This window comes from Serratia sp. L9 (assembly GCF_050632285.1).
In the GTDB taxonomy this organism is placed as follows: domain Bacteria; phylum Pseudomonadota; class Gammaproteobacteria; order Enterobacterales; family Enterobacteriaceae; genus Chania.
The window spans coordinates 2679488-2705723 of record NZ_CP192591.1 but is presented as its reverse complement, the minus strand read 5'-3'; the positions used below and the strand labels follow the sequence as shown (position 1 = coordinate 2705723).

26 protein-coding genes and 2 pseudogenes are annotated in these 26236 nt (G+C 53.2%); 7 read left to right on the top strand and 21 right to left on the bottom strand.

The window, feature by feature from the left end:
* Positions 1-69: 69 nt before the first annotated feature.
* Positions 70-990 carry an oxygen-dependent coproporphyrinogen oxidase gene (gene hemF / locus ACQ86O_RS12775; RefSeq protein WP_431225508.1) on the top strand — a complete coding sequence of 307 codons (921 nt, stop codon included), beginning with the start codon at positions 70-72 and terminating at the stop codon, positions 988-990.
* A pseudogene (locus ACQ86O_RS12770) lies at positions 990-1444 on the top strand (YaiI/YqxD family protein). Before hemF ends, ACQ86O_RS12770 begins: the two are co-directional and overlap by 1 nt.
* A gap of 42 nt (positions 1445-1486) precedes the next feature.
* Here ACQ86O_RS12770 and maeB read toward each other — a convergent pair.
* The 6 genes from maeB to ACQ86O_RS12740 all read right to left on the bottom strand — a co-directional run bounded on the left by maeB (position 1487) and on the right by ACQ86O_RS12740 (position 6682).
* The gene (gene maeB / locus ACQ86O_RS12765) at positions 1487-3766 is read right to left on the bottom strand and encodes an NADP-dependent oxaloacetate-decarboxylating malate dehydrogenase (RefSeq protein WP_431225507.1); all 2280 of its coding nucleotides are present in this window, start codon (positions 3764-3766) and stop codon (positions 1487-1489) included.
* A 170-nt stretch (positions 3767-3936) separates the two neighbouring features.
* Positions 3937-4161: an Rz1-like lysis system protein LysC gene (lysC, locus tag ACQ86O_RS12760; RefSeq protein ID WP_431225506.1), complete on the bottom strand. Its 225-nt coding sequence runs from the start codon at positions 4159-4161 to the stop codon at positions 3937-3939.
* Entirely contained in the window at positions 4091-4477 is a 387-nt protein-coding gene (locus tag ACQ86O_RS12755) for a hypothetical protein (RefSeq protein WP_431225505.1), read from the bottom strand. Before ACQ86O_RS12755 ends, lysC begins: the two co-directional genes overlap by 71 nt.
* The gene (locus tag ACQ86O_RS12750; protein ID WP_431225721.1) at positions 4474-4848 is read right to left on the bottom strand and encodes a M15 family metallopeptidase; all 375 of its coding nucleotides are present in this window, start codon (positions 4846-4848) and stop codon (positions 4474-4476) included. Before ACQ86O_RS12750 ends, ACQ86O_RS12755 begins: the two co-directional genes overlap by 4 nt.
* A 15-nt stretch (positions 4849-4863) precedes the next feature.
* Positions 4864-5190, bottom strand: coding sequence for a phage holin, lambda family (locus ACQ86O_RS12745; RefSeq protein WP_431225504.1), 327 nt, complete (start codon positions 5188-5190; stop codon positions 4864-4866).
* Positions 5191-5740: 550 nt separating this feature from the next.
* Positions 5741-6682 (bottom strand): LysR family transcriptional regulator, encoded by a 942-nt coding sequence (locus ACQ86O_RS12740; protein ID WP_431225503.1) that lies wholly within the window; start codon positions 6680-6682, stop codon positions 5741-5743.
* A 388-nt stretch (positions 6683-7070) separates the two neighbouring features.
* On the opposite strand from ACQ86O_RS12740, the gene ACQ86O_RS12735 reads away from it, so the two are divergent.
* Positions 7071-7664 carry a lytic polysaccharide monooxygenase gene (locus tag ACQ86O_RS12735; RefSeq protein WP_431225502.1) on the top strand — a complete coding sequence of 198 codons (594 nt, stop codon included), beginning with the start codon at positions 7071-7073 and terminating at the stop codon, positions 7662-7664.
* Between the two features lie 55 nt (positions 7665-7719).
* On the opposite strand, the gene ACQ86O_RS12730 is transcribed toward ACQ86O_RS12735, so the two are convergent.
* The 6 genes from ACQ86O_RS12730 to ACQ86O_RS12705 form a co-directional block, all read right to left on the bottom strand.
* Positions 7720-8706 (bottom strand): sugar-binding transcriptional regulator, encoded by a 987-nt coding sequence (locus ACQ86O_RS12730; RefSeq protein ID WP_431225720.1) that lies wholly within the window; start codon positions 8704-8706, stop codon positions 7720-7722.
* 191 nt (positions 8707-8897) lie between these two features.
* Complete coding sequence (dhaL, locus tag ACQ86O_RS12725; protein WP_431225501.1) at positions 8898-9554, bottom strand: dihydroxyacetone kinase subunit DhaL; 657 nt, start codon at positions 9552-9554, stop codon at positions 8898-8900.
* 3 nt (positions 9555-9557) lie between these two features.
* Complete coding sequence (locus ACQ86O_RS12720) at positions 9558-10559, bottom strand: dihydroxyacetone kinase subunit DhaK (RefSeq protein ID WP_431225500.1); 1002 nt, start codon at positions 10557-10559, stop codon at positions 9558-9560.
* A 29-nt stretch (positions 10560-10588) separates the two neighbouring features.
* Positions 10589-11347, bottom strand: a complete 759-nt coding sequence (locus ACQ86O_RS12715; RefSeq protein WP_431225499.1) for an SDR family oxidoreductase — start codon at positions 11345-11347, stop codon at positions 10589-10591.
* A 22-nt stretch (positions 11348-11369) separates the two neighbouring features.
* Positions 11370-12629 (bottom strand): MFS transporter, encoded by a 1260-nt coding sequence (locus ACQ86O_RS12710; RefSeq protein WP_431225498.1) that lies wholly within the window; start codon positions 12627-12629, stop codon positions 11370-11372.
* A 66-nt stretch (positions 12630-12695) separates the two neighbouring features.
* Positions 12696-13808, bottom strand: a complete 1113-nt coding sequence (locus ACQ86O_RS12705) for an MDR/zinc-dependent alcohol dehydrogenase-like family protein (protein ID WP_431225497.1) — start codon at positions 13806-13808, stop codon at positions 12696-12698.
* A gap of 318 nt (positions 13809-14126) precedes the next feature.
* Between ACQ86O_RS12705 and rpiB the strand changes: the two are divergent.
* Both rpiB and tal read left to right on the top strand, forming a co-directional pair.
* A pseudogene (gene rpiB / locus ACQ86O_RS12700) lies at positions 14127-14583 on the top strand (ribose 5-phosphate isomerase B).
* A 200-nt stretch (positions 14584-14783) separates the two neighbouring features.
* Positions 14784-15734, top strand: coding sequence for a transaldolase (gene tal, locus ACQ86O_RS12695; protein WP_431225496.1), 951 nt, complete (start codon positions 14784-14786; stop codon positions 15732-15734).
* A 181-nt stretch (positions 15735-15915) separates the two neighbouring features.
* On the opposite strand, the gene nudK is transcribed toward tal, so the two are convergent.
* The 8 genes from nudK to napF all read right to left on the bottom strand — a co-directional run bounded on the left by nudK (position 15916) and on the right by napF (position 22864).
* Positions 15916-16491, bottom strand: a complete 576-nt coding sequence (gene nudK, locus ACQ86O_RS12690; protein ID WP_431225495.1) for a GDP-mannose pyrophosphatase NudK — start codon at positions 16489-16491, stop codon at positions 15916-15918.
* Positions 16492-16615: 124 nt separating this feature from the next.
* A complete protein-coding gene (napC, locus tag ACQ86O_RS12685) occupies positions 16616-17233 on the bottom strand; it encodes a cytochrome c-type protein NapC (RefSeq protein WP_431225494.1) in 618 nt (205 codons plus the stop codon).
* 11 nt (positions 17234-17244) lie between these two features.
* Positions 17245-17694, bottom strand: a complete 450-nt coding sequence (gene napB, locus ACQ86O_RS12680; protein WP_431225493.1) for a nitrate reductase cytochrome c-type subunit — start codon at positions 17692-17694, stop codon at positions 17245-17247.
* Positions 17691-18599, bottom strand: coding sequence for a quinol dehydrogenase ferredoxin subunit NapH (gene napH / locus ACQ86O_RS12675; RefSeq protein ID WP_431225492.1), 909 nt, complete (start codon positions 18597-18599; stop codon positions 17691-17693). The genes napB and napH overlap by 4 nt, the downstream gene beginning before the upstream one ends.
* Complete coding sequence (napG, locus tag ACQ86O_RS12670) at positions 18599-19351, bottom strand: ferredoxin-type protein NapG (protein ID WP_431225491.1); 753 nt, start codon at positions 19349-19351, stop codon at positions 18599-18601. The genes napH and napG overlap by 1 nt, the downstream gene beginning before the upstream one ends.
* Before the next feature lie 279 nt (positions 19352-19630).
* Positions 19631-22117: a nitrate reductase catalytic subunit NapA gene (napA, locus tag ACQ86O_RS12665; RefSeq protein WP_431225490.1), complete on the bottom strand. Its 2487-nt coding sequence runs from the start codon at positions 22115-22117 to the stop codon at positions 19631-19633.
* Positions 22114-22380 (bottom strand): chaperone NapD, encoded by a 267-nt coding sequence (gene napD, locus ACQ86O_RS12660; RefSeq protein WP_431225719.1) that lies wholly within the window; start codon positions 22378-22380, stop codon positions 22114-22116. The genes napA and napD overlap by 4 nt, the downstream gene beginning before the upstream one ends.
* Complete coding sequence (gene napF / locus ACQ86O_RS12655) at positions 22370-22864, bottom strand: ferredoxin-type protein NapF (RefSeq protein ID WP_431225489.1); 495 nt, start codon at positions 22862-22864, stop codon at positions 22370-22372. The genes napD and napF overlap by 11 nt, the downstream gene beginning before the upstream one ends.
* Positions 22865-23314: 450 nt before the next feature.
* On the opposite strand from napF, the gene narQ reads away from it, so the two are divergent.
* Positions 23315-24997 (top strand): nitrate/nitrite two-component system sensor histidine kinase NarQ, encoded by a 1683-nt coding sequence (narQ, locus tag ACQ86O_RS12650; protein WP_431225488.1) that lies wholly within the window; start codon positions 23315-23317, stop codon positions 24995-24997.
* A 167-nt stretch (positions 24998-25164) separates the two neighbouring features.
* Entirely contained in the window at positions 25165-25797 is a 633-nt protein-coding gene (gene narP, locus ACQ86O_RS12645; RefSeq protein ID WP_431225718.1) for a nitrate/nitrite response regulator protein NarP, read from the top strand.
* A 26-nt stretch (positions 25798-25823) separates the two neighbouring features.
* Here the strand turns inward: narP and ACQ86O_RS12640 are convergent, their stop codons facing one another.
* Positions 25824-26102 (bottom strand): winged helix-turn-helix domain-containing protein, encoded by a 279-nt coding sequence (locus ACQ86O_RS12640; protein ID WP_431225487.1) that lies wholly within the window; start codon positions 26100-26102, stop codon positions 25824-25826.
* Between the last annotated feature and the right edge of the window lie 134 nt (positions 26103-26236).

Here is a 26236-nt window from a genome sequence, read left to right as displayed (position 1 = left end):
CCCTGCAACTTGCAGGGTGAAAAGGGTATACTTGCCGCCCTGTCCACTTACCCGTTGCGAATGATCCGTATGAGTTCACCCACCCTAGCTGCCGTAAAATCCTTCCTGCTGGAATTGCAGGATCACATCTGTCAGCAGTTGGCACTGGCCGACGGCGGAGCCGGTTTTAATGAAGACCGCTGGACGCGTGAGGAAGGAGGCGGTGGCCGCAGCCGGGTACTGACCAACGGGGCGGTATTCGAGCAGGCCGGGGTTAACTTCTCCCATGTTTCTGGCGCGACATTACCGGCCTCTGCCACGGCGCACCGCCCCGAACTGGCCGGGCGCAGTTTCCAGGCAATGGGTGTTTCGCTGGTGATCCACCCACTCAACCCTTACGTTCCCACCAGCCATGCCAATGTGCGCTTCTTTATCGCAGAAAAACCGGGTGAAGAGCCGGTCTGGTGGTTTGGTGGCGGGTTCGACCTGACCCCTTTTTATGGGTTTGAAGAAGATGCCGTCCACTGGCATCGCACCGCTCAACAGCTCTGCTCTCCGTTCGGCGACGACGTTTATCCGAAATATAAAAAGTGGTGCGACGACTATTTCTTTATCAAACACCGTAACGAGGCACGCGGCATCGGGGGCCTGTTCTTCGACGATCTCAATACCCCAGATTTCGACAGTTGCTTTGCCTTTACCCGTGCAGTGGGCGAAGGGTTCCTGGCCGCCTATCTGCCGATAGTGGCAAGGCGGCGGGCATTGCCCTGGGGGGACAACGAACGCCAGTTCCAGTTATACCGCCGTGGCCGTTACGTAGAGTTTAATCTGGTGTGGGATCGCGGGACATTATTTGGCCTGCAAACCGGTGGCCGTACCGAGTCGATCCTCATGTCGATGCCGCCATTGGTACGTTGGGAGTACAACTACCAACCGGACGCCAATAGCCAGGAGGCCGCGCTATACCGTGATTTCCTGCCGGTGCGCGACTGGTTACAGGAGCAGAAATAATGCAGATTTGGGTTGATGCAGATGCCTGTCCGAACGTGATTAAAGACGTGTTATTCCGTGCCGCCGAGCGCACGGCGATGCCGGTAACCCTGGTGGCCAATCAGCCCCTGCGCACACCGCCGTCTAAATTTATCCGCACTTTACAGGTCGCCGCAGGTTTTGATGTCGCAGACAATGAGATCGTGCGCCGCTGTGAACCGGGGGATCTGGTGATCACCGCCGATATTCCGCTGGCTGCCGAAGTGATAGAAAAAGGGGCCATTGCCCTGAACCCACGCGGTGAGCGTTATACGCCAGACACCATTCGCGAACGCCTGAATATGCGGGATTTTATGGATACCTTGCGCTCCAGCGGTATTCAGACCGGGGGCCGAACACCCTCAACCAGCGCGATCGTCAACAGTTCGCTAATGAGCTGGACAAGTGGCTACAGCAGGTCAGGCGAAGCAACTGAGACCCTCTCCCGAAGGAGAGGGAACCCAGCAGGCTCACCAGGTTACAGAGGCTGAGTCTGCGCTTCTACTACGGCCAGGGCCACCATATTGACGATACGGCGTACCGAAGCGATCGGCGTCAGGATGTGTACCGGTTTGGACACGCCCATCAATACCGGCCCCACCGTCACCCCTTCCGAAGACGAAACACGCAGCAGGTTGTAACTGATACGTGCCGATTCCATGTTTGGCATGATCAGGATGTTCGCAGAACCTTTCAGCGGGCTATCCGGCATCAGATCCTGACGGATGCTTTCCACCAGCGCGGCGTCGCCGTGCATCTCCCCGTCGATCTCCAGTTCGGGAGCCATCTGATTCACCAGTTCCAGCGTTTTGCGCATTTTGCGCGCCGCCGGGCTTTCGGAAGAACCAAAACTGGAATGGGATAACAACGCCACTTTAGGCTCAATGCCGAAACGACGTACCGTGTCTGCCGCCATCAGGGTGATTTCCGCCAGCTGTTCCGCCGTCGGGTCGTCGTTAACGTAGGTATCGGCGATAAAGGTGTTACCACTCGGCAGCAACAAGGCGTTCATCGCCCCAGCCACATGGACACCTTCGCGGAAACCAAACACTTTTTCTACCACGTCATAATGCTCATGATAGCTGCCGATGGTGCCACAAATCATGGCGTCGGCTTCCCCACGGTGCAGCATGATGGCCGCGATCAGCGTCGGGTTGCCGATCACCGCGCGGCGTGCCTGCTCCTGCGAAACGCCACGGCGCTTCATGATCTGGTAATACTCACCCCAGTATTCATTGAAACGAGGATCGGATTCGTTATTCACTACCTCAAAATCTTTGCCCGGCGTCAATTGCAGGCCCAGTTTCTGCAGGCGCATTTCGATCACGCTTGGGCGGCCAACCAGGATCGGGTGAGCCAACCCTTGTGAAACCATTTCCTGGGTAGCGTGCAGTACGCGCTCCTCTTCCCCTTCCGCCAGCACCACGCGTTTCATTTCTTTCTTCGCCTGGGAGAAGATTGGCTTCATAAACAGGTTGGTTTTGTAGACGAACTCGGTCAACTTCTCGACGTAAGCATCAAAGTCTTCGATTGGGCGCATCGCCACGCCGGAGTCCATAGCAGCCTTGGCTACCGCTGGCGCAATTTTGACAATCAAACGTGGATCGAACGGTTTCGGAATGATGTATTCCGGGCCGAAGGAGAGATCCTGATCGCCATAGGCGGAAGCCACTACGTCGCTCTGTTCCGCCAGCGCCAGATCGGCAATGGCATGCACACAGGCCAGCTTCATCTCTTCGTTGATGGTGGTTGCACCTACATCCAATGCGCCACGGAAAATGAACGGGAAGCACAGAACGTTGTTCACCTGGTTCGGATAGTCGGAACGCCCTGTACAGATGATGGCATCTGGCCGCACAGCTTTGGCCAACGGCGGCAGAATTTCTGGTTCAGGGTTGGCCAAGGCCATGATCAGCGGATCTCGGGCCATGGTTTTCACCATGTCTTGCGTCAATACGCCAGGACCGGAGCAGCCCAGGAAAATATCGGCATCCGGAATGGCATCCCCCAGCGTACGCTGGCCGTTATCTTCAATGGCATACGCCGCCTTGGTTTCTTCCATTTTGGCGTCGCGGCCTTTATAGATCACCCCTTTGGAATCACAAACGGTAATGTTACGTTTGCTCAACCCAAGCGCAACCAGCAGGTTCAGGCAGGCAATAGAGGCAGCCCCCGCTCCTGATACCACCAGACGCACATCGGAAATATTCTTCTTCACGACCCGCAGGCCGTTCAGCACGGCGGCGGTGGTAATGATGGCGGTACCATGCTGATCGTCATGAAACACGGGGATCTTCATGCGCTCGCGCAGTTTTTTCTCGATATAGAAGCATTCTGGCGCTTTAATGTCTTCCAGGTTGATACCACCGAAGGTCGGCTCCAGCGCAGCAATGACGTCAATCAGCTTATCAGGATCGAGTTCATCGACTTCGATATCGAACACGTCAATACCGGAAAACTTCTTAAACAGAACGCCTTTCCCTTCCATTACCGGCTTACCGGCCAGCGCACCGATATTACCTAGCCCCAACACCGCCGTACCGTTGGAGATCACCGCCACCAGGTTACCCTTGGCGGTGTATTTATAGGCTGCCAGCGGATCGGCAGCAATTTCCAGGCAAGGCGCAGCTACGCCCGGCGAATAAGCCAGAGCCAGATCGCGCTGCGTTGCCAGCGGTTTGGTCGGGGATACCTGTATCTTCCCTGGGACAGGAAACTGATGGAAATCAAGGGCACTTTGTTTGAGCTGTTCGTCCATTATGGGTTCCTTTGCTTTCTACTTTTATGTGAGGTAAGGCTTTCAAAACATTTAGACTCGACCAGTATAGTGAGAGAAACGTCACAAACTTTGAAGCGTGCCATAACCTTGGTCGAAACTTGCAAATTTAAGTTAAAAAGAAGTTACAAAGGACGAAAAACAACCCACTTTCATAACGGTAACAAACCTGCACGCCAGGCATTGAGCGTGGCAACCTGCCCGGCGCAAAGCTGTAATGCATTTTGCAGCGCCAACGTATAACTTACCGCATCCCCCCAGGTCTTGCCCTGCAGCTGTGGCCGTTCGCAAGGGGTAAACACCGTTTCAGGGGGCAACAGGATTAGCGATGGAGGAACCGGTTGTGTTGGCTGGCTGCAGGAGCTCAAACACAGCATCAGGCAAAGGCTGCCCAGCACAGGTATCATTTTTAATCGCATCACGGTATTTCCTCTGATAATCACTGTATTGCTGGCGTAATTGCTGCTCCTGTTGCCATTGAGCGGTCATCAGCACGCGGTTTTGAGCGTCCTGGGTTTGCAACGTGGCGATTAATCCTGCCTGTTGCGCCAGAGATCTTCGTTGCTCATGCAATTGCCGTTGCGCCGCCTCCAGCCTCTGCGCCAGCAGCGAGCTGTATCCCCCCAGGCAGATCGCCACCACTAACAGCAGCAGCAATCCTCCCTGTGTCAGTTTCTGCAGCCAGGCGCTCATGCCGGGTAGTCCTTGAACGTCAATTGGAAGTGCGGACCGTCCTTCAGCGTTTTCCATTCCCCTCCCCATTCGACGTTAATACCGCACTCCCGCGCCGCACGCCTTACCGCCACCGCGATCTGGGCATAGTAATCCCATTCCCATGAAACGACTCCGGCAGGCATGGCCACCACATCCAGCGCATGGCCGGTAAGATGGCGGCTTCTCAGCGTTTGGCTTTTACCCTCACGCAGCAGCTCCCGCTGGCGGGTCATGGAGCGCAGCCCTTCGGTAATAGAAAACGGCACCAGCGAATAGTGCAGCGCCAGGCGTATTACCTTTACCAGATCGGGGTGTACCCCAAGCAGATTTTTTCGCTGCGTGCGGTGAATTGAACTTCCGGTATTTCACTTATCATTTTTAAACCCCGTTTTTTTACCAATAAACATTTTAATTAAACCGCTAAGGTAATCCGCACCGAGAAAACCAATTAATATGCTGGCGATATTAGCCCACCGTAATTCCCACCCCATCAGAAACAATAAATCACGCACGGTTAATGCCAATAATGCGCAGATACCCGCGTTTAATAAACGCCGTCGTAACCCTATATTTCTGTATGCGCCATTCAATAACGCCATGGTGCCCGCCAAAATGGCATTCATCATCGGTTGAAGATATTCACACACTCGCTGGATGATTACGCCAACAGCGTCTGGCTCTAAGCTGGACATAGCTCCTCTCCTGTTTTTTGTTTTATTAGCCGCCTGCATTCGCTCGATCTCAATGGGCGACAAGTAGAATCTAGTGAAATACCTCATCATTAGGCAAACGAATTTAATTTTGGTATATCGTCAAAAGAATTCACATTACTTAAATAACTAAAGGAACCATTATTTTATATACCTCATGAATTTTGAGTTGGCCGCTTAAGCGCCTCCGTGCGTCTGCGGCATTTATACCTCCCTGCACAGCCCAGTCGCTCGTCCCCGGTTACTGACTTAAATAAATGACCGGGGTGAAAAAACCGCCGGGCCCCATCGGCCAGGTCCACGGAGGGATCGGGTAAGTGAGTACCGGTAACGGCGCTGCTGCCTGAAAGGCGACGCTATTTTCCATACAACTGATTATACCAATCCCCATAATCCCTTCTTTTTATTGCTGATGTTCAATCCCCCACAGGACAATATCTTAATCGGGCAAAATAAAAACCCCGTGGCTCTCGCTACGGGGTTCTATGGAGTTAGACGTTTAATTTTCGCATTCCTTCGCTTAAGTTATTGGTCAACGGTTACACCAAGGGTAGCCTCCTTCGCGTACCACTTCACGGCCCATCAGGTTGAACACGTCACTTTTACGGGTCAGGCGTTCATGCCACCAGTTGAAGCCATTTCCTTTGCTGGCGGGGTGCCAGGCCAGCCAGATCATTTCATCTCCCTTTTGCGTGTCCACCGGCACCGTGACCAATTCCCCACGGCTCAACTCTTGCTTAATCAGTGCCGGGGGCAGGAAACCGTGGCCAATACCCCGTTTGAGCAACGCCAACTCGCTTTCCACGTCACAAACCACCAGTTGGCGCTGTAACGGCAAAATGCCAGTGCAACGCTTGGGCAATTCATGGCTGCTGTCAGCGATCGCCACCACAATGTCGTTGATCCTTTGATTCTTACTGACTGCCTGTTTCTGTGCGGCGAAAGGATGCGAAGGCGATACGCAGAGTACAAACTCCAGCTTGCCAAGCATCAGCGTCTTTGCCTGCACGCTATCGGGGATCTGACCAATGGCAATAACCAAATCCGCCCGGTTGTTCTTCAATGCATCCCAGGTCCCATTCAGCGCCTCCCGCTGTACTGAAATGTTGGCGTTGGGGTTGTGACCAATATAGTCACGAATGTCCTGAGTCAGCGTCTCCAGGGGGAAAAACTTATCCACCACAATACGGATATTATTATCGAGCTTGGGAATATTGCGTACCCGGCTTTCCAGATCCTCCACGGCATTTAATATCCAGGCCCCCTCCTGCAACAGAAACTCCCCTTCATCCGTTAAAGTGATCATAGGACCATTCCGATGAAATAATTTCACACAAAGTTTGTTTTCGATATTTGAGACACGATAGGAAATCGCAGAAGGGGTTTTATGCAGCGCCTCTGCCGCCATAGAAAAAGAACCGGTGCTTTTAATCGTGCTGATAACTCTAATCGCATCTAGGGACAATCTAGACATACAAATTCCTCTTTAATGAAAAGTAAGAAAATTGACACTAAATTCCCCAGCATATTGGCGTACAAAAATCGTTCAAATGGGACAAAATAAACCAAGTCACAGCAATATACTCCAATAGCATGAGTATCATTTTAAAGATACTTCACAATAGCTTTACATCATTTTCATCATAAGCGTCTCTGGCCATTTTAAAACCTGACAGGCATTCAGCTTACCAGGCAAATAAAATCATTATAACAATTTTAGTTAATAGCAGATAAAACATTGCGCAGTACGCAACTTTGAAAATGATAAAAATATAACAAGCCGATCCGTTAATCATTTTATTCGCAGAAGGCTGGTCGGTGAAAAACAAATCGTAACCTATCATTTCCAAACAGGAGTTATTATGAACAAAACTTTCAACACGCTGCTGTCATTAAGCCTGTTAAGCGCAGCCATATTCAGCGTTTCACAACAAGCCAGTGCTCATGGCTACGTCGAATCTCCGGCCAGCCGTTCCTATCAGTGCAAATTACAGCTCAACACCCAATGCGGCAGCGTGCAATATGAACCTCAAAGCGTTGAAGGGCCAAAAGGTTTCCCAGAGAGCGGCCCACCGGATGGCCATATTGCCAGCGCCAATAAATCCACCTTCTTTGAGCTGGACCAGCAGTCACCAACTCGCTGGAATAAACTCAGCCTGAAAACAGGGGCTAACGCCTTTACCTGGAACCTGACCGCCCGCCACAGCACCACCAGCTGGCGTTATTTCATCACCAAGCAGGGCTGGGACGCTTCACAACCATTGAGCCGCGCCTCCTTCGACCTGACACCGTTCTGCCAATATAACGATGGTGGCGCTATCCCGGCAGCCAAGGTCACTCACCAATGCAATATACCTGCGGATCGTAGCGGTTCGCACGTCATCCTTGCCGTGTGGGATGTGGCAGACACCGGTAACGCCTTCTATCAGGCCATTGACGTGAATCTGAGTAATTAATACGAAGGGAGTGATCCTAAAAGGGTTCAACTACAGATGGTTGAACCCTTTTATTTTATTGCGACATATTAAGGATGGTGCGGATATTGAGGGCGCTGGTGGCGATAATGTCAATCGCTCCGGTACGCAGTGCGCCAAGGATGGCCAGCGCTTTGGTGTTCTCAGAGGCAATGGCGATAACACAGGGGATTTTGCGCAGTTCCTCAATGCTCAGGCCGATGACACGATCGTTCATCACCGTATCCACATGCATACCCTGCGCATTGAAAAAGTCGTAACCGGCAATATCACCGATCACCCCCTGGTTGAGGCTGGCATCGATAATCTCGTGGGGAGTGAACCAACCCAACTTCACCATATAGCTGTTTTCATTCATATCGCCGATACCCACCAACGCCACGTCGGCTTTGCGCGCCCGATCCAGGGTTTCCTTGATAGTACCGTTTTGCATAAAAGCGTCTTTCAGCGCCCGGTTTTCGACATAGGCCGGGGCATACAGCGTTTCACTGCTGCCGCCAAATCTCTTCGCCAGGCGACGGCTGATATGGTCAGCATTGATGGCGTCGCCGGGTCGATGTGTACCGCCGATGCCACAGATAAATTTACAGCTTTTTTGTGCCACGCTGCCAACATGATCGGCTATCGCGGCGACATTACGCCCTTGCCCAACCGCCAGCACCATATCATCTTTCAGCGACATGGCCAGATAGCCGGAAACCAGTGCCGCCACCTGGCGCCGCTGCTCTTCTTCATCCTGGTGATCCAGCGCGATTAACGCACGGCTGATGGGGAAGCGCTCCAACATCTGTTGCTCCAACCGGGTGCTGAATACCGGGTGATAGCGAACGGTGATCTCGACAATGCCTTCCTCTTTGGCGCGCTTGAGTAAACGCCCAACCTTGATGCGCGAGATACCGAACTTTTTTGCGATCTCTTCCTGTGTGATTTCGTCCTGATAATAAGCTACGGCAATCTCGGTCAGCAGTTCGTTATCCTGGGATCCTGTTTTTTTCCATCCGTTACACGTTTCCCCACGGCAGATTGGTCTTTATCAATAGCAGATGGGTTCAGCATGCCGGACCCATCTTATTTATATCAGAGTGACACCCTTCTTACTTGGAGTTGCAGCGTTGCTGGCTGCAACTCCAATGACGTTGGATATATACCCTTCTTACTTCAAGTTGCCGGTAACAGCGCTACAGCTTGAAAGACGACGGGGACAGTATAACCTGTTCACGCAGCAACAGTATTCAAGCGTTGTTCTACTGCATCCGCCAGTTGGCACAATAATAAACAACAGGAAACTGCACCGGCATCCAGCACGCCGCGCGAACGTTCCCCCAGCCGACTGGCGCGCCCAATCTTCGCGACCAGATCGACAGTGGAATCACGGCCAGCAACGGCGGCCTGTTTCAACTGCGCCAGCGCATCACTGAAGCTATCATCCCGCTGCACAGCCTGTTCAAAACGGGCGATTGCCGGGAGCAGCGTATCCATCAGGCACTTATCCCCTACCCCTGCACTGCTGATATCCTGCAACTCATTGAGGCCATTTTGCAGCATGGCCAGAAATGCCTGTTTATTCAGCACCGCTCTGTCTCGCACGCTGTCAGCCATCCCCATAAACAGGCTGCCATACAGCGGCCCCATTGAGCCGCCGATCCCTTCCATCAGCGCATCTGATACCGCGTCGAACGCCTGTGCCAGAGTCAGGTTTTTACCCTTGATGGCTTCACCACACAGCGTGAAACCTTTCGCCATATTAATCCCGTGGTCTCCGTCACCAATCGCACCATCAATTTCGCTGAGGTACTCGCGGTTGCCGACGATCACGGCGATCAGCGCCGCCACAATCTCATTGCCATACTCTGTTGAAATCTGTTCGGTCATGGTTCACTCCACCTGGGTCAAACCTAATGAATGAGCGGGCATATCAAGCAGCGTTTTAAGCTGTTCATCGAGCTTCATCAACGTCAGCGTCACCCCCATCATTTCGAGCGAAGTAAAATAGTTGCCAACATAGCGACGATGCACTTTGATACCCCGCTCAGTCAGGCGCTTTTCGATCTCGGCATAATAGATATAGAGCTCCATCACCGGCGTGGCACCCAAACCGGAAATCAACAACGCCACCTCCTGGCCTGGTGCCAATGGCATATCATTGAGCACAAAATCGAGCATGGTGCTGGCCATTGCGCTGGCGGATTGAATCGGTGATACCTCAATGCCCGGCTCCCCATGGTGGCCGATACCAATCTCCATTTTGCCATCGGCAATATGGAAGTTGGGCTTACCTACAGCTGGAATGGTGCATGAGCTGAGCCCAACGCCAATCGAGCGGCAGTTGCCAATGGCCTTTTGCGCGGCGGCGATCACCGCGTCCAGATCGTAGCCAAGAGCAGCGGCAGCAGCCCCCACTTTCCACATCAGGATTTCACCGGCTACGCCACGGCGTTTTTCGATCTCACTGGCAGGCGCAGAGGCGACGTCGTCATTCGCCACCACGGTTTTGACCGCAATACCCGCAGCGGTAGCCTTTTTCATCGCCATTTTGACGTTCATATTGTCGCCAGCATAGTTGCCATACAGGCAAGCGACACCTGCCCCGCTGTCGGCTGCCTTGAAAGCATCCAAAAATGCCCCTGCCGTTGGCGACGAGAAAATCTCACCAATGGCCACCGCATCAAGCATATTCTTGCCGATATACCCCAGGAAGGCGGGTTCATGCCCAGAGCCACCACCGGTGACAATCCCTACCTTGCCTTTGATCGGCGCTGGCGGGTATTTCAGCACCCGCGCATTATCGGTAGCGCTGAAATATTCCGGGTGTGCCTGCAAATAGCCCTGTATGGCATCTTCCACGACGTGATCGGGATCGTTAATGATTCGGTTCATTATTGTCTCTCTTGCGTCTGAATGTAGGATTATTGAATAGTGTAACCGCCATCAACCACCAGGTTGGTGCCGGTAATCATGCTTGCTGCATCGCTCGCCAGGAATAGCGCACTGGCGGCAATATCCTGCGGTTCAGCAAAGCGCCGCAGCGGGATTTTCTGTTTCATCTGTTCCGCAACCTCACCCGACCAGGCTTTACGCCCCAATTCGGTCAGCACCACCGTGGGGGAAATGGCGTTAATACGCACGTTGTGCTGCCCCCATTCCAGCGCCAGTACCTGGGTCAAACCAATCACACCTGCTTTGCTGGCGCAATAGGCCAGGTGATTAGGTAAGGCGACCACACCGGCTTGAGAAGCCAGATTGATAATGCTGCCACTGCCCTGGCGGATAAAATGTTGCCCCACGGCCTGACTGGTGAGGAATACCCCTTTCAGGTTGACCGCGATAGTTTTGTCCCAGGCGTCTTCGGGCAATTCTTGTGCGGGGTATAGCGCAACAATACCAGCGCTATTGACCAGCACGTCCAACCGCCCGAAATGAAGCTTTGCATGAGCGACCGCCTGCTCCACCGAGGCTTTGTCGGTAACGTCCACAACAATGCCCAGCGCCCGCTGCTCGTCCAACTGCCCGGCAATCTGCACCACCTGCGCAGAGCGGTCCAACAGCACCACCCGGGCCCCGTGTTGCAGATAACACTCGGCAATCGCCAAGCCAATCCCGGCAGCCCCGCCGGTGATCAACGCCACCTTGCCTTGTAAGGCACCTTCGTTTTTACCCGTAAACATAATGAACGCCTCTCTATATTGATTACGCCAGGCTGTGTTGGTTATCTTCCGCTACTGCAACGGCGGCTTTAGGCAAGGTCACAAACTTCATCAATACGCCGCTGAACAGATACAGGCCTGTGAAAATCCAGATCACACCGCTGCTGCCCAGGCTACCGATAAACAGCCCAACGACTGCCGGGCCAACGAACGTGCTCAGGCCAGCACCGAGATTCAGGATCGACATGGCGGCCCCTTTATTCTCCGGGGCCAGCGTTGGCATAATCGCCGAAAGCGGGACGAAGGCAGCCAGACAAGCTCCGAATAATCCGGCCGCCGTCACAGTCAGCAGATAGTTAGGGCCAAAGAAGTAGGGAGCGTAATAGAACATCAGGGTAGTGGCTGCACAGCCGACACAGCCAAACCACATGACGACGTTACGCCAGCCCAGCCCATCGCTGATCACACCAAAGATCAGGTTGAAGATGATATTGACCGTCCACAGCGCTGCGTACATCTGCAACCAGTCGGTGCGGGAAAACCCCATATCCATCATGTACATCGGCATAAACACCACGAAGCCATACGCCGCCGAGGTATTGATGGTGCGGACAATGCCACCCAGGCCGATTTTCGGGTTTTCAAACGCGATGGTGATGCCTTTCAGAACATAGCTGAGTGAGGCTTTGTCTTTATTCCCCACCTCGGCATGACCTGGCGTGCGGTTAAGCATCAGCGCGATCATTGCCCCCAGCACCACAAAGATTAACGCGCTCCATAACGTGTGGATCTCCCCCAGATACGGCAGCATGATGCTGGAATAGAGCACACCCAATACACTCAGGCCACCGCTGTAGACAAACCAGAAAATCCCCACCGCCGATCCCAGTCTTTCAGGCGGTGCTTCATACGCCACCCAGACCAGAAAACCATAGGCGAACAGGGGATACCCCAGCCCGCGCAGGGCGTAGGTCGGTATCATTATCGTCAGGTTATTACTCGGCAACCCCCAGATCAGAAAACAAACCGAGCCCAGTAAGAACAGTAACAACCCGGCCAACATCACCCGGCGTGCGGTAAAGATTTCCGCCAGCACGCCAGAAAACCAGGCGGCAATTGCCGCAGCAAAGCCATAAACGCTGAACAGCAGCGCGGACTCCTGAATGGTCAGGCCCTTGCCGATCAGATAGGGTGAGAGCCAGCCTTGCTCCAGCCCCTCCCCCATCATAAAGACCAGTACCCCGGCATAACCGAGCATTAATTTTGGCGAAAGACCAATGCGATGAATCAGTCCATGAAACATAGAACACCCCAGCACATTTGATTATGGAGGTGCAGGTTCACCCGCACCCGAAGAAGGATGCAGGCATTACAGATTTGGGTTGAGTACCACTTTGATCGAACCGACGCCGCGCTTCATCATTTCGAAACCTTCGGCAAACTGCTCAAGCGGCAACGTTTGGGTGACCACACCTTCGGTGGGCAGATCGCCATTACGGATGCCTTCGATGACCAGCGGGTAACAATAAGGCCCGAGGTGTGAGCCCAGCACATCCAGCTCTTTACGATCGCTGATAATGCTCCAGTCAACGGTCACCGGGTCTTTAAATACCGAGAACTCAACAAAGGTGCCCAATTTGCGGATCAGCATCAGACCCTGCTCGACAGATTTCTGCGCGCCGGTCGCTTCAATATAGATATCGCAGCCGTAGCCTTCGGTCATGTCTTTGACGATCGCCATCACGTCATCGCGCAGCGGATTGAGCACGATGTCTGCCCCAAACTTTTTCGCCAACGCCAGGCGCTCGTCAGAGAGATCGAGCACCACCAGCTTTGACGGGCCAGATTTTTTGATCGCGCCAATCATGCCCAGGCCCAGCGTACCCGCCCCGGCCAGAACCACCACGTCGCCCAGTTTGATGTTGGCGCGCTGCACCGCATGGAACGAACAGGCGTAAGGTTCGATCAGAATGGCATCTTCGATCGGCATATCTGCCGGTACGTGATAATTGATAGCCTCTTTGGTGAACTTCATGTATTCCGCCATGCCGCCATTGACGTTTTTCTGGAAACCATACAGATCGTGTTTCTCACACATCCAATATTGGCCCCGGTTACAGAAACGGCATTCCCAGCACGGGACAATCTGTTCGGAAATAACCCGGTCACCCAGATTGAAGCCTTCAACTCCTTCGCCATAGCCCACCACATGGCCAATAAATTCGTGTCCAGGTATCATCGGTGCCTTGATGTAAGCCGGTTGTTTCTCATCACCCCAGAAGCTGGCTGCCCCTTCAAATGCTTTAACATCCCCAGCGCAGATCCCACAGGCTTCAACCTTCACCAGGATCTCTTTCGGGCCGATTTGCGGTACTGCCACTTGTTCCAAGCGGTAATCATGTGGGGCGTAAGCCACCACCGCTTTCATGGTTTCAGGGATTCCGGACGCCATTTTTGCCGGTGTTACGCAGTTCTGACACATAGCTCTATCCTCTCGTAGGTTTCATTTTTATGATCATAAACACACAACAAGAACAAATGAACACTACATATTCTCGCCATGATTTCCCACTACCAACTTTTAAAAGTGTGAAGTTGCTCAATAAGCCCTCAAGAAGTGCTATAAAGACCGCAAAATGGAACAAAGCGTGATGACAGTCACCTTTAATGAGTCTATAGCTTAATTTAAAACAAAAACAAAAGAACAGTGATTGAACATTTGATGGTTCGTGGTTATGGTAATACACATGACGCGCCGCCGGGGATCGTCAGCCTTACCCTTATCAGCCAGGAGATCTTTATGCTGCCTATTGCTATTGGCGCCGATGATGCCGCCATTGAACTCAAGAATCTGATCGTTGCTTTTCTGCAACAGCGTGAGATACCGGTTACCGATTACGCATCGGGAGATGATCCGGCGCAAACCGGTTATCCGGATATTGCTTTTCAGGTAGCAAAAGCCATAAAAGAGGGGAAACACCAGCGCGGTATTTTGCTATGTGGTACCGGGATTGGGATGAGTATTGTGGCCAACAAGGTCCCAGGGATCCGGGCGGCACAATGCCATGATACCTATTCGGCACAGCGGGCCCGCAAGAGTAACGATGCGCAGATCATCACCCTTGGCGCACGCGTCATTGGTCCGGAGCTGGCAAAATCGATCGTCGAAACCTGGTTGCTCTCAGAATTTGAAGGGGGGATCGGCCCCCAAAGTGGCAAAGATTGGCTATTACGAGCAGGTGGCTGGCCAACGCTGAAGCCGCTATCTGCAGATGGCCGATGCCTGGAGAACTACGGCCGTCGGCGTTTGTTCGGGGCTCATCGTTCCTATCCATCATAGCAATCAGAAAAAGCGTATTTCATTCACTGTCTAAATGATGCAGTGTTCCTCCACGAGGAAAATAATTCTCATTTACCTATACCCTGAAAAACGACGGGTAAAGCACGGAGCTTATAAATGAACCAACTAGACGCACTCAAACAACTGACCGTGGTGGTCGCTGACAGCGGCGATATCGAGTCAATCCGCCAGTTTGAACCTCAGGATGCCACAACCAATCCTTCGCTAATCCTTAAAGCTGCAGTGCTGCCTCAATATAAGCCACTGATCACCGATGCACTGAACTACGCCCGTACTCAGGGCGGCAACAGAGAAACCCAGGTGATTAACGCCTGTGACAAACTGGCAGTGAATATCGGCGTAGAGATCCTGAAAAGCGTTCCTGGCCGCATTTCGACCGAAGTGGATGCCCGCCTTTCTTTTGATCGCGGTATGTGCGTGGCCAAAGCGCGCAAGCTGATTGGCATGTATCAGGAGCAGGGGATCGACAAATCCCGCATTCTGATCAAACTGGCCTCCACCTGGGAAGGCATCAAGGCAGCGGAAGAGCTGGAAAGAGAAGGGATCAATACCAACCTGACACTGTTATTCTCTTTTGCCCAGGCCCGCGCCTGCGCAGAGGCTGGAGTGTTTCTGATTTCACCGTTCGTTGGCCGTATCTATGACTGGTATCAGGCAAAACAGCCCCTGGCCGACTACGACGCCGACCAGGATCCCGGTGTGAAATCGGTACGTGCCATTTATGAATATTATAAACAGCATCGTTATCAGACCGTGATTATGGGGGCCAGCTTCCGCAAGGTTGAGCAGATCCTGGCGCTGGCAGGCTGCGACCGTTTGACTATTGCGCCAAACCTGTTGGAACAACTCAAGCAGAGCAGCCAACCGGTTGAACGTAAATTGGCACCATCGCATGAAGGCTTCCATCAGCCAGCGCCACTGGCCGAAGCCGAATTCCGTTGGTTACATAACCAGGATGCCATGGCGGTAGAAAAACTGGCCGAAGGTATCCGTCTGTTCGCCGTAGACCAGCAGAAGCTGGAAGATATGTTGGCCGCAGAGTTGTAACGCTTGATTAAACCTATGATTTAGAGCTGGCCGCTCAAACGCATCCGTGCGCCTGCGGCATTTGTACCTCCCTGCACGGCTCACTCATCCCCTGGCACTGACTAAAATCGAGTGGCTGGGGTGAATCAGTGCAGGGAGTGGCAGGGATAGGCCAGGTCCCCCTGGCCGGCGTTCATCGGGGTTATTCCATCACCCGATGGATCTGCAGATATTGCAGCAGCATAATGGTTTTACCATCCCGGAGACGGCCATCCGCGATCATCGCAATGGCCTCGCTGAAGGGTAGCTCCACCACTTCAATATCTTCATCCTCAATGCCGCCACCCGCAGTATGACGTTCGTTATCCTGATACTCGGCGATGAAGAAATGGATCAGCTCCGTGACGCCCCCCGGTGACATATAGGCCTCAAAGACCTTCTTAACTTCCGATACCTGAAAACCGGTTTCCTCTATCGCTTCGCGGCGGGCACACTGCTCGGGCAAATCATCATCCAGCAGCCCGGCGCAGGCTTCCAGCAACATACCGCTGCTATTGCCGTTAACGTAGGTTGGCATACGAAACTGGTTGGTCAGCACTACGCTGCCCTTGGTGCGGTTGTAGAGCAAAATGGTCGCCCCATTACCCCGGTCATAGACCTCGCGGACCTGCTCAACGCAGCCGCCATTCTTGCGTTTTAAATCAAAGGTGTATTTATTCAGAACATACCAGTTGTCCGATAACAGCTCTTTTCTGATATTTCCAACTCTTGATGACATGAACCACTCTCCCGTTAGCCAACGTGCCTCAATCATAAGCCGATAGCAAAGCTCAGCAGTGGATGATTTGCAACAAAAAACCCCGCAGGCTTCGCAGCGCTACGGGGTTTTTATCGGCCTGAATTTAGAAGGCGCTAGGTACTGCGTGCATATCTGGCAATTTATGCGCAATCCCTTTATGGCAATCAATACAGGTTTTGCCTTCGGTGATCGCCTTGTCATGCATTTTAGCCGCCACGGTTTTCTGTGCGGTGAAATCCATATACTCGAAGTTGTGGCAGTTACGGCATTCCTGCGAGTTGTTGGCCTTCATACGCGCCCATTCGCTGGTGGCCATCGTCAGACGGTGATCTTCAAACTTCTGCGGCGTGTCGATCAGACCAATCGCTTTGGCATACAGCTCCTTACTCGCCTTGATCTTACGCAGCATCTTCGGCCCCCACTCGTGCGGTACGTGGCAATCCGGGCAGGTTGCTCGCACACCGCTACGGTTGTTGTAGTGCACCGTCTCCATATATTCTTCGTAAACGTTTTCGCGCATTTCGTGGCAACTGATACAGAACTGTTCGGTGTTGGCCGCTTCCATACCGGTGTTAAAACCGCCCCAGAAGATGATCCCACTGACAAAACCGATCAGCAGCAGCGTTCCCAAAGCCAGGCGACTTGGCTTACGCCACCAACGCCATAGACGAAGGATCGGCCCGGCCTTTTTCTCGGATGTTTCATTGTTACGTTCGGCCATAACTCCCCCGCTTAGTGCCCAAAGCCCTGCATAGGCTGGAAATCATTACCGATGATTGGTGCTGCATCGGTTTGTGGTACGTGACATTGCAGACAGAAATAACGGCGTGGGGCAACTTCTCCCAGAACCTTGCCGTCGCTGTCCATAAAGTGTGTCGGGCTGATGCGCGGCGCGCCCGTGGTTCGGTAGCTCCCCACGCCATGACACTGCAAGCAACGGTTGGTGTTTTTGGTCACCTGATAACCGTCGATGCTATGCGGGATCATCGGCGGTTGGTTCACATAGTTTAGCGCCATCTTTTCCTGCTGTTTTGGCATTTTTATCTGCCCTTCGACAGTGGCGGAAACCTCTGGCGATTGCTGGAGATCCACGTCACTGGCAGCAAACGCTATGCTGGCAACGCTCAATGATAACAGCGCGCCCCACAGGGAAAGCTGCTTTTTCAGGACATTGCTTTTCATTTTTTGGCTCCCGAATAATGAAATTTGGTCTTAATCTCGAATACGTTCTCGGCACAGACGTCGATGCAACGTCCACAGGCAATACAAGCATCGCTGGCAATCCGTGGCGTGCCTTTTTGTTGTAATAACGGCTCCCGCAGGATCTGCGGTTCCGGGCAAACATGAAAACAATCCATGCAACGGGTACAGTTTTCGCGCTGCTCTGCGCTAATCTGCACCACGCCCTGGCTACCAATGACACCGTAGAGGGCTCCCATTGGGCAAAGGTGGCCACACCAGCCATGTTCAACCACCAGCAGATCGAACAGGAACAGCGCCACAATCAGCCAGATACCCGCGCCAAACGCGGCCCCCAGCCCTTTCAACCAGACTGAGACTCCTTCCTCGCTCCCGTGGATCAAACCGCGCCCCATCAAGGCGACCGGGTTGATCCACTCCCAGAGCAAGGTGCCACTGATGGCACTGCCGACCAGGATGACCAGCAAAATACCGTAGCGCAGGCTGCGGGGAATCGAAGCCGATTGCCGCAGACCCAGCTTGCGCCGCAGCCAGGCAGCCAGATCGGTTACCGGGTTCAGCGGACAAACCCAGCCACAGAACACTCGGTTGCCAATCAGGCCGTAGATCAACACCACTATCGCCCCGACCCACACCAACCAGGCAGGCCAATGTCCGGCCAACAGGCTTTCCAGCATCATCAACGGATCCGTCAACGGAACCGTCTCCAACAGCAGACTGGCACTATAGTTGCCACGCAGGATCCAGGTCCCCCACAACGGCCCTGATAAAAACATCAACAAGATCAGCAGTTGGCTGCAACGGCGCAGGATCAGGAAACGATGACTGCGCCACCAGCCATGACGCAGACGAGCATCACGCCCAGCCTGTGCGACAGGATTGGCCATTATTCACCTCCCTTTGCGCCACGAACCGGCAGTGTGAGACCTTCCGGCACCAATGAATGCCCGGCTTGCTCTTTTTCCTTCCAGCCCCAGCGATAGTGCTCACCCAACTGGCCACGAGCCAGTTCCATTGGCAACACCTTGATCGCCGCCTGTTCCAGTACACAAGCCTGCTCACATTTACCGCAACCGGTGCAGTGATCGCTGTGTACCGTTGGCAGGAACATCGCATGCTTGCCGGTACGTTCGTTATGCTGCAGATCCAAGGTTATGGCCTTGTCGAGCTGCGGGCAGACGCGGTAACAAACATCACAGCGCAAACCCTGCCAGTTCAGGCAATTTTCATGATCCAGCAACACCGCCAACCCCATACGTGCCTGATCGATATCAGTCAGTTTGGGATCTAGCGCTCCACTCGGGCAGGCGACCACACAGGGGATGTCCTCACACATTTCGCAAGGGATATCCCGTGCCACAAAGTAGGGCGAACCTGCAGCTTCTGGCGAAAGCAACGTTGCCAGCTTCAGCGTTTTATAGGGGCATGCCTGGACACACTGACCACAGCGAATACAGGCGCTATCAAACGCCGCCCCTGCCAATGCTCCCGGTGGTCGCAGAGCCAGGCCATCGCGCGCCTGAGATTGCCTTTGCTGCAACCCCAGTAGCACCCCAATTCCTGCCAAGCCGGCTACACTGCGGACTGCGTCTCGCAGGAAACGCCGCCTTGCCGGTGTTTTATCTCGTTGCTGGCTCATTCCTTCAACCTTAAACCCGTCGCCTTGCAAACCACAGCGTTGTTGCCTGCAACCCATTACCCGATCCCTCCGTGGACCTGGGTCCGATAAGGGCCGCTGCAATCAGCGTTCAAATCTGTGAGAAATCCGTCCTGATGATTTCCGCTACGGGCTGCCGCTGGCGGCATTCAAATCGCTTCCTGACCGATTTGTCCCGACAGATTCGTTTCCCCTGTCACTGATTTAAGCCAGTGACTGGGGATGAGTCAGTCGCCTCACTGTAGCCTGAAAACCATAGGGTTATACTTTCTCCAGTTTCACCGCGCACTTCTTGTAGTCGGTCTCTTTCGACAGTGGATCTGTTGCGTCCAAAGTCAGGTTATTAACCAACTGTGCCGCATCAAAGAACGGCATATACACTAGGCCTCGCGGCGGGCGGTTACGGCCACGGGTTTCCACCAGGCTTATCACTTCGCCACGGCGTGATACCACTTTCACTTTGTCACCACGGCGTAGGTTGCGTTCCTTGGCATCCAGCGGGTGAATAAACGTCACCCCTTCAGGGAAGGCACGGTGCAGTTCCGGCACCCGGCGTGTCATGGAACCGGTGTGCCAATGTTCCAGCACACGACCAGTGGACAGCCACAGGTCATAGTCCTGATCCGGGCTTTCCGCCGCTGGTTCGTACGGCAACGCAAAGATCACCGCCTTGCCATCCGGCTTACCGTAGAAGCGCACGCTTTCGCCGGCTTTCACATAGGGATCGGTCCCTTCACGGTAACGCCACAGCGTTTCCTTGCCATCAACAACCGGCCAACGCAGGCCACGAGCCTGATGATACATATCGAATGCCGCCAGATCGTGACCATGGCCACGCCCGAAACCGGCGTATTCTTCAAACAATCCTTTCTGCAGGTAGTAGCCGAACTCACGTGATTCGTCGTTCAACTGATCTGCTGGCATCTCGTCGAGCTTGTACTTGTCCACTTCGCCGTTGGCGAACAGCACGTCATACAAGGTTTTGCCACGATATTCCGGCTTCTGGTTCAGCAATTCGGCTGGCCAGACTTCTTCTACCTTGAAGCGTTTGGAAAACGCCACCAATTGCCACAGGTCAGATTTGGCTTCACCCGGTGCCTTCACCTGCTGGCGCCAGAACTGGGTACGACGTTCAGCGTTACCGTAAGCGCCCTCTTTCTCTACCCACATGGCCGTTGGCAAGATCAGGTCTGCCGCCAGCGCGCTCACCGTTGGGTAAGGATCGGAAACCACGATAAAGTTGCGCGGGTCGCGCCAACCAGGCATACGCTCTTGGTTGATATTCGGCCCTGCCTGCATGTTGTTGTTACACATCACCCAGTAGGCGTTCAGTTTGCCGTCTTTCAATGCGCGATCTTGTGCAACCGCATGCAGCCCGACTTTTTCCGGGATTGTCCCGGCCGGTAACTGCCATTTCTGCTCGGTAATCTGGCGGTGTTTTTCGTTGGTAACCACCATGTCCGCAGGCAAGCGGTGAGCAAAAGTCCCCACTTCACGCGCAGTACCACAGGCGGAAGGCTGGCCAGTCAGCGAGAACGGCCCACAGCCTGGCTTGGAGATCTTGCCGGTCAGCAAGTGCAGGTTGTAGCACAGGTTATTAGCCCAAACGCCACGGGTATGCTGGTTGAAGCCCATGGTCCAGTAAGAAACCACTTTCACATTCGGATCGGCATACAGCTTCGCCAGAGCTTCCAACTGATCTTTCGACACGCCGCTCATTTCGGAGGTTTTGTCTAGCGTGTATTCCGCCACAAAGGCTTTGTAATCTTCGAAGCTCATCGGCTCCGAGGCATCGCTGCCCGGATTCTTCGCGGCTTTTTCCAACGGATGTGTCGGGCGCAGGCCGTAACCGATATCAGTCGCGCCCTTGCGGATATTGACGTGCTGGTTGAGGAAGTCCTGATCGACTGCGTTGTTCTGAATAATATAGTTGGCGATATAGTTCATGATCGCCAAATCGGTCTGCGGCGTAAACACCATGCCATTATCTGCCAGCTCAAAGCTGCGGTGTTCAAATGTAGACAGAACCGAGACGTTAACCTTGTCGTTGCCCAGACGGCGGTTGGTAATGCGCGACCACAGGATCGGGTGCATCTCCGCCATATTCGAGCCCCAAAGCACAAAGGCATCGGCCTGCTCAATATCGTCGTAGCAACCCATAGGTTCATCCATACCAAAGGTACGCATGAAACCCACTACCGCAGAGGCCATACAGTGGCGAGCATTTGGATCGAGGTTGTTGGAACGCAGGCCCGCCTTGAACAGTTTGGCGGCTGCGTAGCCTTCCCAAATCGTCCACTGGCCAGAGCCAAACATCCCGACGGCCTCAGGGCCTTTTTCTTTCAGTGCCCCTTTAAACTTCTCTTCCATGACGTCAAAGGCCTTCTCCCAAGTGATCGGAGTGAACTCGCCTTCTTTGTCATACTGGCCGTTTCTCATGCGCAGCATCGGCTGCGTCAGGCGGTCTTTGCCGTACATGATTTTTGGCAGGAAGTAGCCTTTGATACAGTTAAGACCACGGTTTACCGGCGCATCCGGATCGCCTTGTGAAGCGACAATGCGGCCATTTTGTGTACCGACCAGAACGCCACAGCCCGTACCGCAGAAACGGCAAGGCGCTTTGTCCCATTTAATTTCGTCACCGCTGCCGACCACGGCTTGTGCCACCGTTGGGATCGTCAACCCGGCAGCTGCAGCGGCTGCGGCTGCTGCGTTAGCTTTCATGAAGTCTCGACGACTGAGTTTCATGGCATTACCTCACCTTGCTCATCCTGCTGGTGATAAACCAGCGACACTGCCAGAACGCCTTCCAGATTGCGCGCCGACTCAATTTTTTCCAGCAACGCCTGAGAGCGTGCCGCCTGCATAACTACCACCAATTTGCCCTGCTGTTGGTCTTGTACCGGAATTTCCGTATCTTGGATTGCCAGCAACGCTGGGATCAGCGCCGGGAAATTTTCCGGCCGGGCCTGAACCATCAACCCACTTACATGCCATTCATTATTCATTATTTTCACTCCGGGTTATTACGATCGCCGAGGCGGGGCAACCGGCAACACAGGCACCACAACCGTTGCATGCCGCCGCATCAAGTGCTGGCCTGGCGATACCTCCCAACCGTGGTCGAAAACGGATAGCCTGCGTTTCACAACTGTCCTGGCAACTGCGGCATTCAACCCCCTGCAACGCCAGACAATGGGCGGCAAATACTGCCACTTGCTGCCAGGGTTGATGTTGCTGCGGGTAAAACAGCGGTGCTTCACAAGCATCTGCACATTTGCGACAGAAGGTACATTCAGCACGCTGGAAATCGATTTCAGGAAAACCGCCACTACCCTTTATCAGTACGCCGGTTTCGCAGGCGTTGATGCAGGCCTCGCATCTTGTACAACCAGCAAGAAAGAGAGGAGCTTCACGCGACCACGGGGGACGGATCGCATCAGAATTATGACGCCATTGTCCGCTGAGCAATCTGCGTCGCGACAATTCGGCCATGCGGGTTATCCTTAGTGTTGTAAACACGTTACACGTGTGAAAATTATAGTGAGTTTTTATTATTTTTTGTCACAAATTACCCTTTTGGGTAAGGACAAAATAAGCTGAACCCTAGGGGGTATATAATCACCCTTAAGGGGTAAATCGCATAGTTGCTTGCGCCAGATCAATCTCTGACAAACCATATGGTGGTTTTAACTGCACTATTTATTCAAACCGATATTTACTTGATTATATAACGAAGATTGATTCCTGCGCGCCCAGGCAGTTTGGTCAAAAACGCGGTGCATTTTAATTGCAAAAGTTATAATTTTATTTCCGAATTAAATTCGGCTGCACCAATTACCCATATACCCTATGGATGCCAAGTTGTAATCAGTGCAGATAATAGCGCTGCTGCCTGCAAGGCAACGGGTATTTGATCTGCTCATAATAAAGAAGGATGCTTACTTGCTGGTAAAACGCTCAGTGACCCGCAGCCTTGCCAAGGCACTGATTGGTATTGTGATACTCTCGGTATTGTCCACGGGATTGGCATTGACCACCGTGGCCTGGAGCCTGCGCGACGCTGAAGCGGTGAATATCGCCGGATCGCTACGCATGCAAAGCTATCGCCTGGCCTATGAGCTTGCCAATAACTCCAATCTGTTGCGTGGGCATCTGGTTCAGTATCAACAATCCCTGACGGCCCCCGCGCTGAGTAACCTTGACAGGTTTTATGTGCCTGAGGATGTGAAACAGAAATACCTGGCATTGCGCCGTTCCTGGCAAGCGCTGGAAAAGCAGATCCTGGCCGGACACCCTGAAAACTATCAGGCCAACGTGGCCAGCTATGTCAATCAGATCGACCAGTTTGTGCTGGCATTACAGCGCTATTCTGAACAGAAGTTGACCATCGTGGCGGCGATCAGCGTCATGGGTTACATCGCCATCATCGGGCTGGTACTGTTCTGCATCCGTTTTATGCGACGCAAAGTGGTGACCCCCCTGAAACGCCTGGTGGATGCCAGCCTGCGCATGCAGCAACGGGATTTTAATCACCCGCCGCTCGATGTTTCATTGCCCAATGAGCTCGGGGTGTTATCACAGACCTTCACCGTTATGTCGGGCGAATTAGCTAAGTTTTATCAATCGTTGGAACAAAAAGTTCAGGAGAAAACCGAGCGCCTGCAACAGGCCAACCGCACTCTGGAGGTCCTTTATAGTTGCTCCCAGGCGCTGGGGACCGGGCAGCTCGAGCAAAGGGCATTCGAGAAAGTGCTGCGGATTGTACGGCTGAGCGAGCAATTGCAATGCATCCGGCTGAATGTGCAAGACAGCCTCAGCCAATGGCAACTGGGCAGTGGCGAACCGATAACGGAGCTCCCCTGGCATTCGCTGATGATTTTGCAGGACAACAAACCGCTGGGCAGCCTGAGTTGGCAGCATGACAAGCAGCCGCCAAACCCGCACCTGATGCAAAGCGTGACCAATATGCTTAGCCGTGGCGTCTATTTCAACCGGGCGCAGAAACAACATATGCAATTTCTGCTGATGGAAGAGCGCTCCACCATCGCCCGCGAGTTACACGATTCATTGGCGCAAGCGCTGACGTTTCTGCGCATCCAGCTAACCTTGCTGAAACGCACGCTAGCGGGGAATTCATCGCAATCAGACGAAATTATTGATGATTTTGATCGAGCGTTGGCCGATGCTTACCGCCAACTGCGCGAATTGCTCACCACTTTCCGTTTGAGTATTCAGGATCCCGATCTGAACGCCGCACTACAGCAGGTATTGGAACCATTAAAACTTCTGACCAGCGCGCGGATTCAGTTACACTGTCGGCTTGCCTCACAGGCTTTAAATGCCCAACAGCAGGTTCATGCATTACAGATCGTGCGTGAGGCGGTGTTAAATGCCATTAAACACGCCGATGCCGAGGAAATTATTATCCACTGCGAAGTCTCATCGACAGGGGATAACGAAATCACCATTTGTGATGACGGCTCAGGCATCGATAGCCTGGATGAGCCGGAAGGCCATTATGGATTAACCATTATGAGCGAACGCGCTACACACCTGGGCGGTACACTGCAGATCAGGCGCGGTAAAGCGGGAGGCACTGAAATCTGCCTGACCTTCCCGCCATAATGGAACCAACAACCTTATTTAATGGCTGGTTTGCGTTTATTGCCGGTGCGGTGGTCTGTAAAACAGGCCTGCGGTGTTAATTACAACTATATTTTACGAATCAGTACCCCTGCCTGGGGCCTATCCGCTTCCAGGCAGAGGCTTTACTCGCTACAGGGAGCACGACCATAGTGATGAAAAATTACAGAGTAATGATCGTTGACGATCACCCACTGATGCGGCGCGGCATAAAACAGCTGCTTGGCCTGGATCCTACTTTCAACGTGGTAGCCGAAGCCAGCAGCGGTGGTGAAGCAATAGCCCTGGCCGGGCAACTGACACCAGACGTGATCCTGCTGGATCTGAACATGAAAGGCCTGTCCGGGCTGGATACGCTGAAAGCCCTGCGTGACGAAGGTGTGGATGCCCGCATCATCGTACTGACCGTTTCCGATGCTCGCAGCGATGTTTATGCTCTGATCGATGCCGGTGCCGATGGTTACCTGCTGAAAGACAGTGAACCCGAACTGCTGCTGGAGAATATCCGCGAAGCTGCCGAAGGCAAGAATGTGATTAGCGAAGCGGTGGCGGATTATCTCTTATCACGCAGCGAGCAGCACGATCCCTTTGCCGACCTGACCGAACGTGAACTGGACGTCTTGCAGGAAGTGGCACGCGGTATGTCCAACAAGCAGGTCGCGGCACAGCTGCATATTTCTGAAGAAACGGTGAAAGTGCATATCCGTAACATGTTGCGCAAGCTCAACGTGCGTTCACGCGTCGCGGCAACGGTGATGTATCTGGAATCCAAAAGTCAGTAATCTTTCCCCGGCACGCCGGGGAAGATTTACTCAATGGCCGCCAGCAACTGTTGATGGTGCTGGGTAACCCAGCTTTTGTTCAGTGGCCCCCAGTTTTCCAACTGGTAGAAACCATCATTATTACGCATGCCTTGCTGAACAAACTGTAACTCCACGCCCAGCCCAGGTAACGCTTTTAAAACGTCTTGCAATGTACGGCGCGGCCAGCCGGTAAGCGCCATCAAGCGCGGAACATTGGGCCTTTCGCTGTGGCTGATCAGCCAGCAAAGATAAAGACGACGAGCAAATACCGGGTTAATTTCCATGCAAACTCCTGCTCTGGAATAATTTCTGATTATTTCACCGCAGAGTAATAACACCGCCATTCTTGCGCTGTCATCTGCAAGTACGCATTTATACTACTGTTATTTACATTATCTCCTTTTTTCTCCACGCTTTC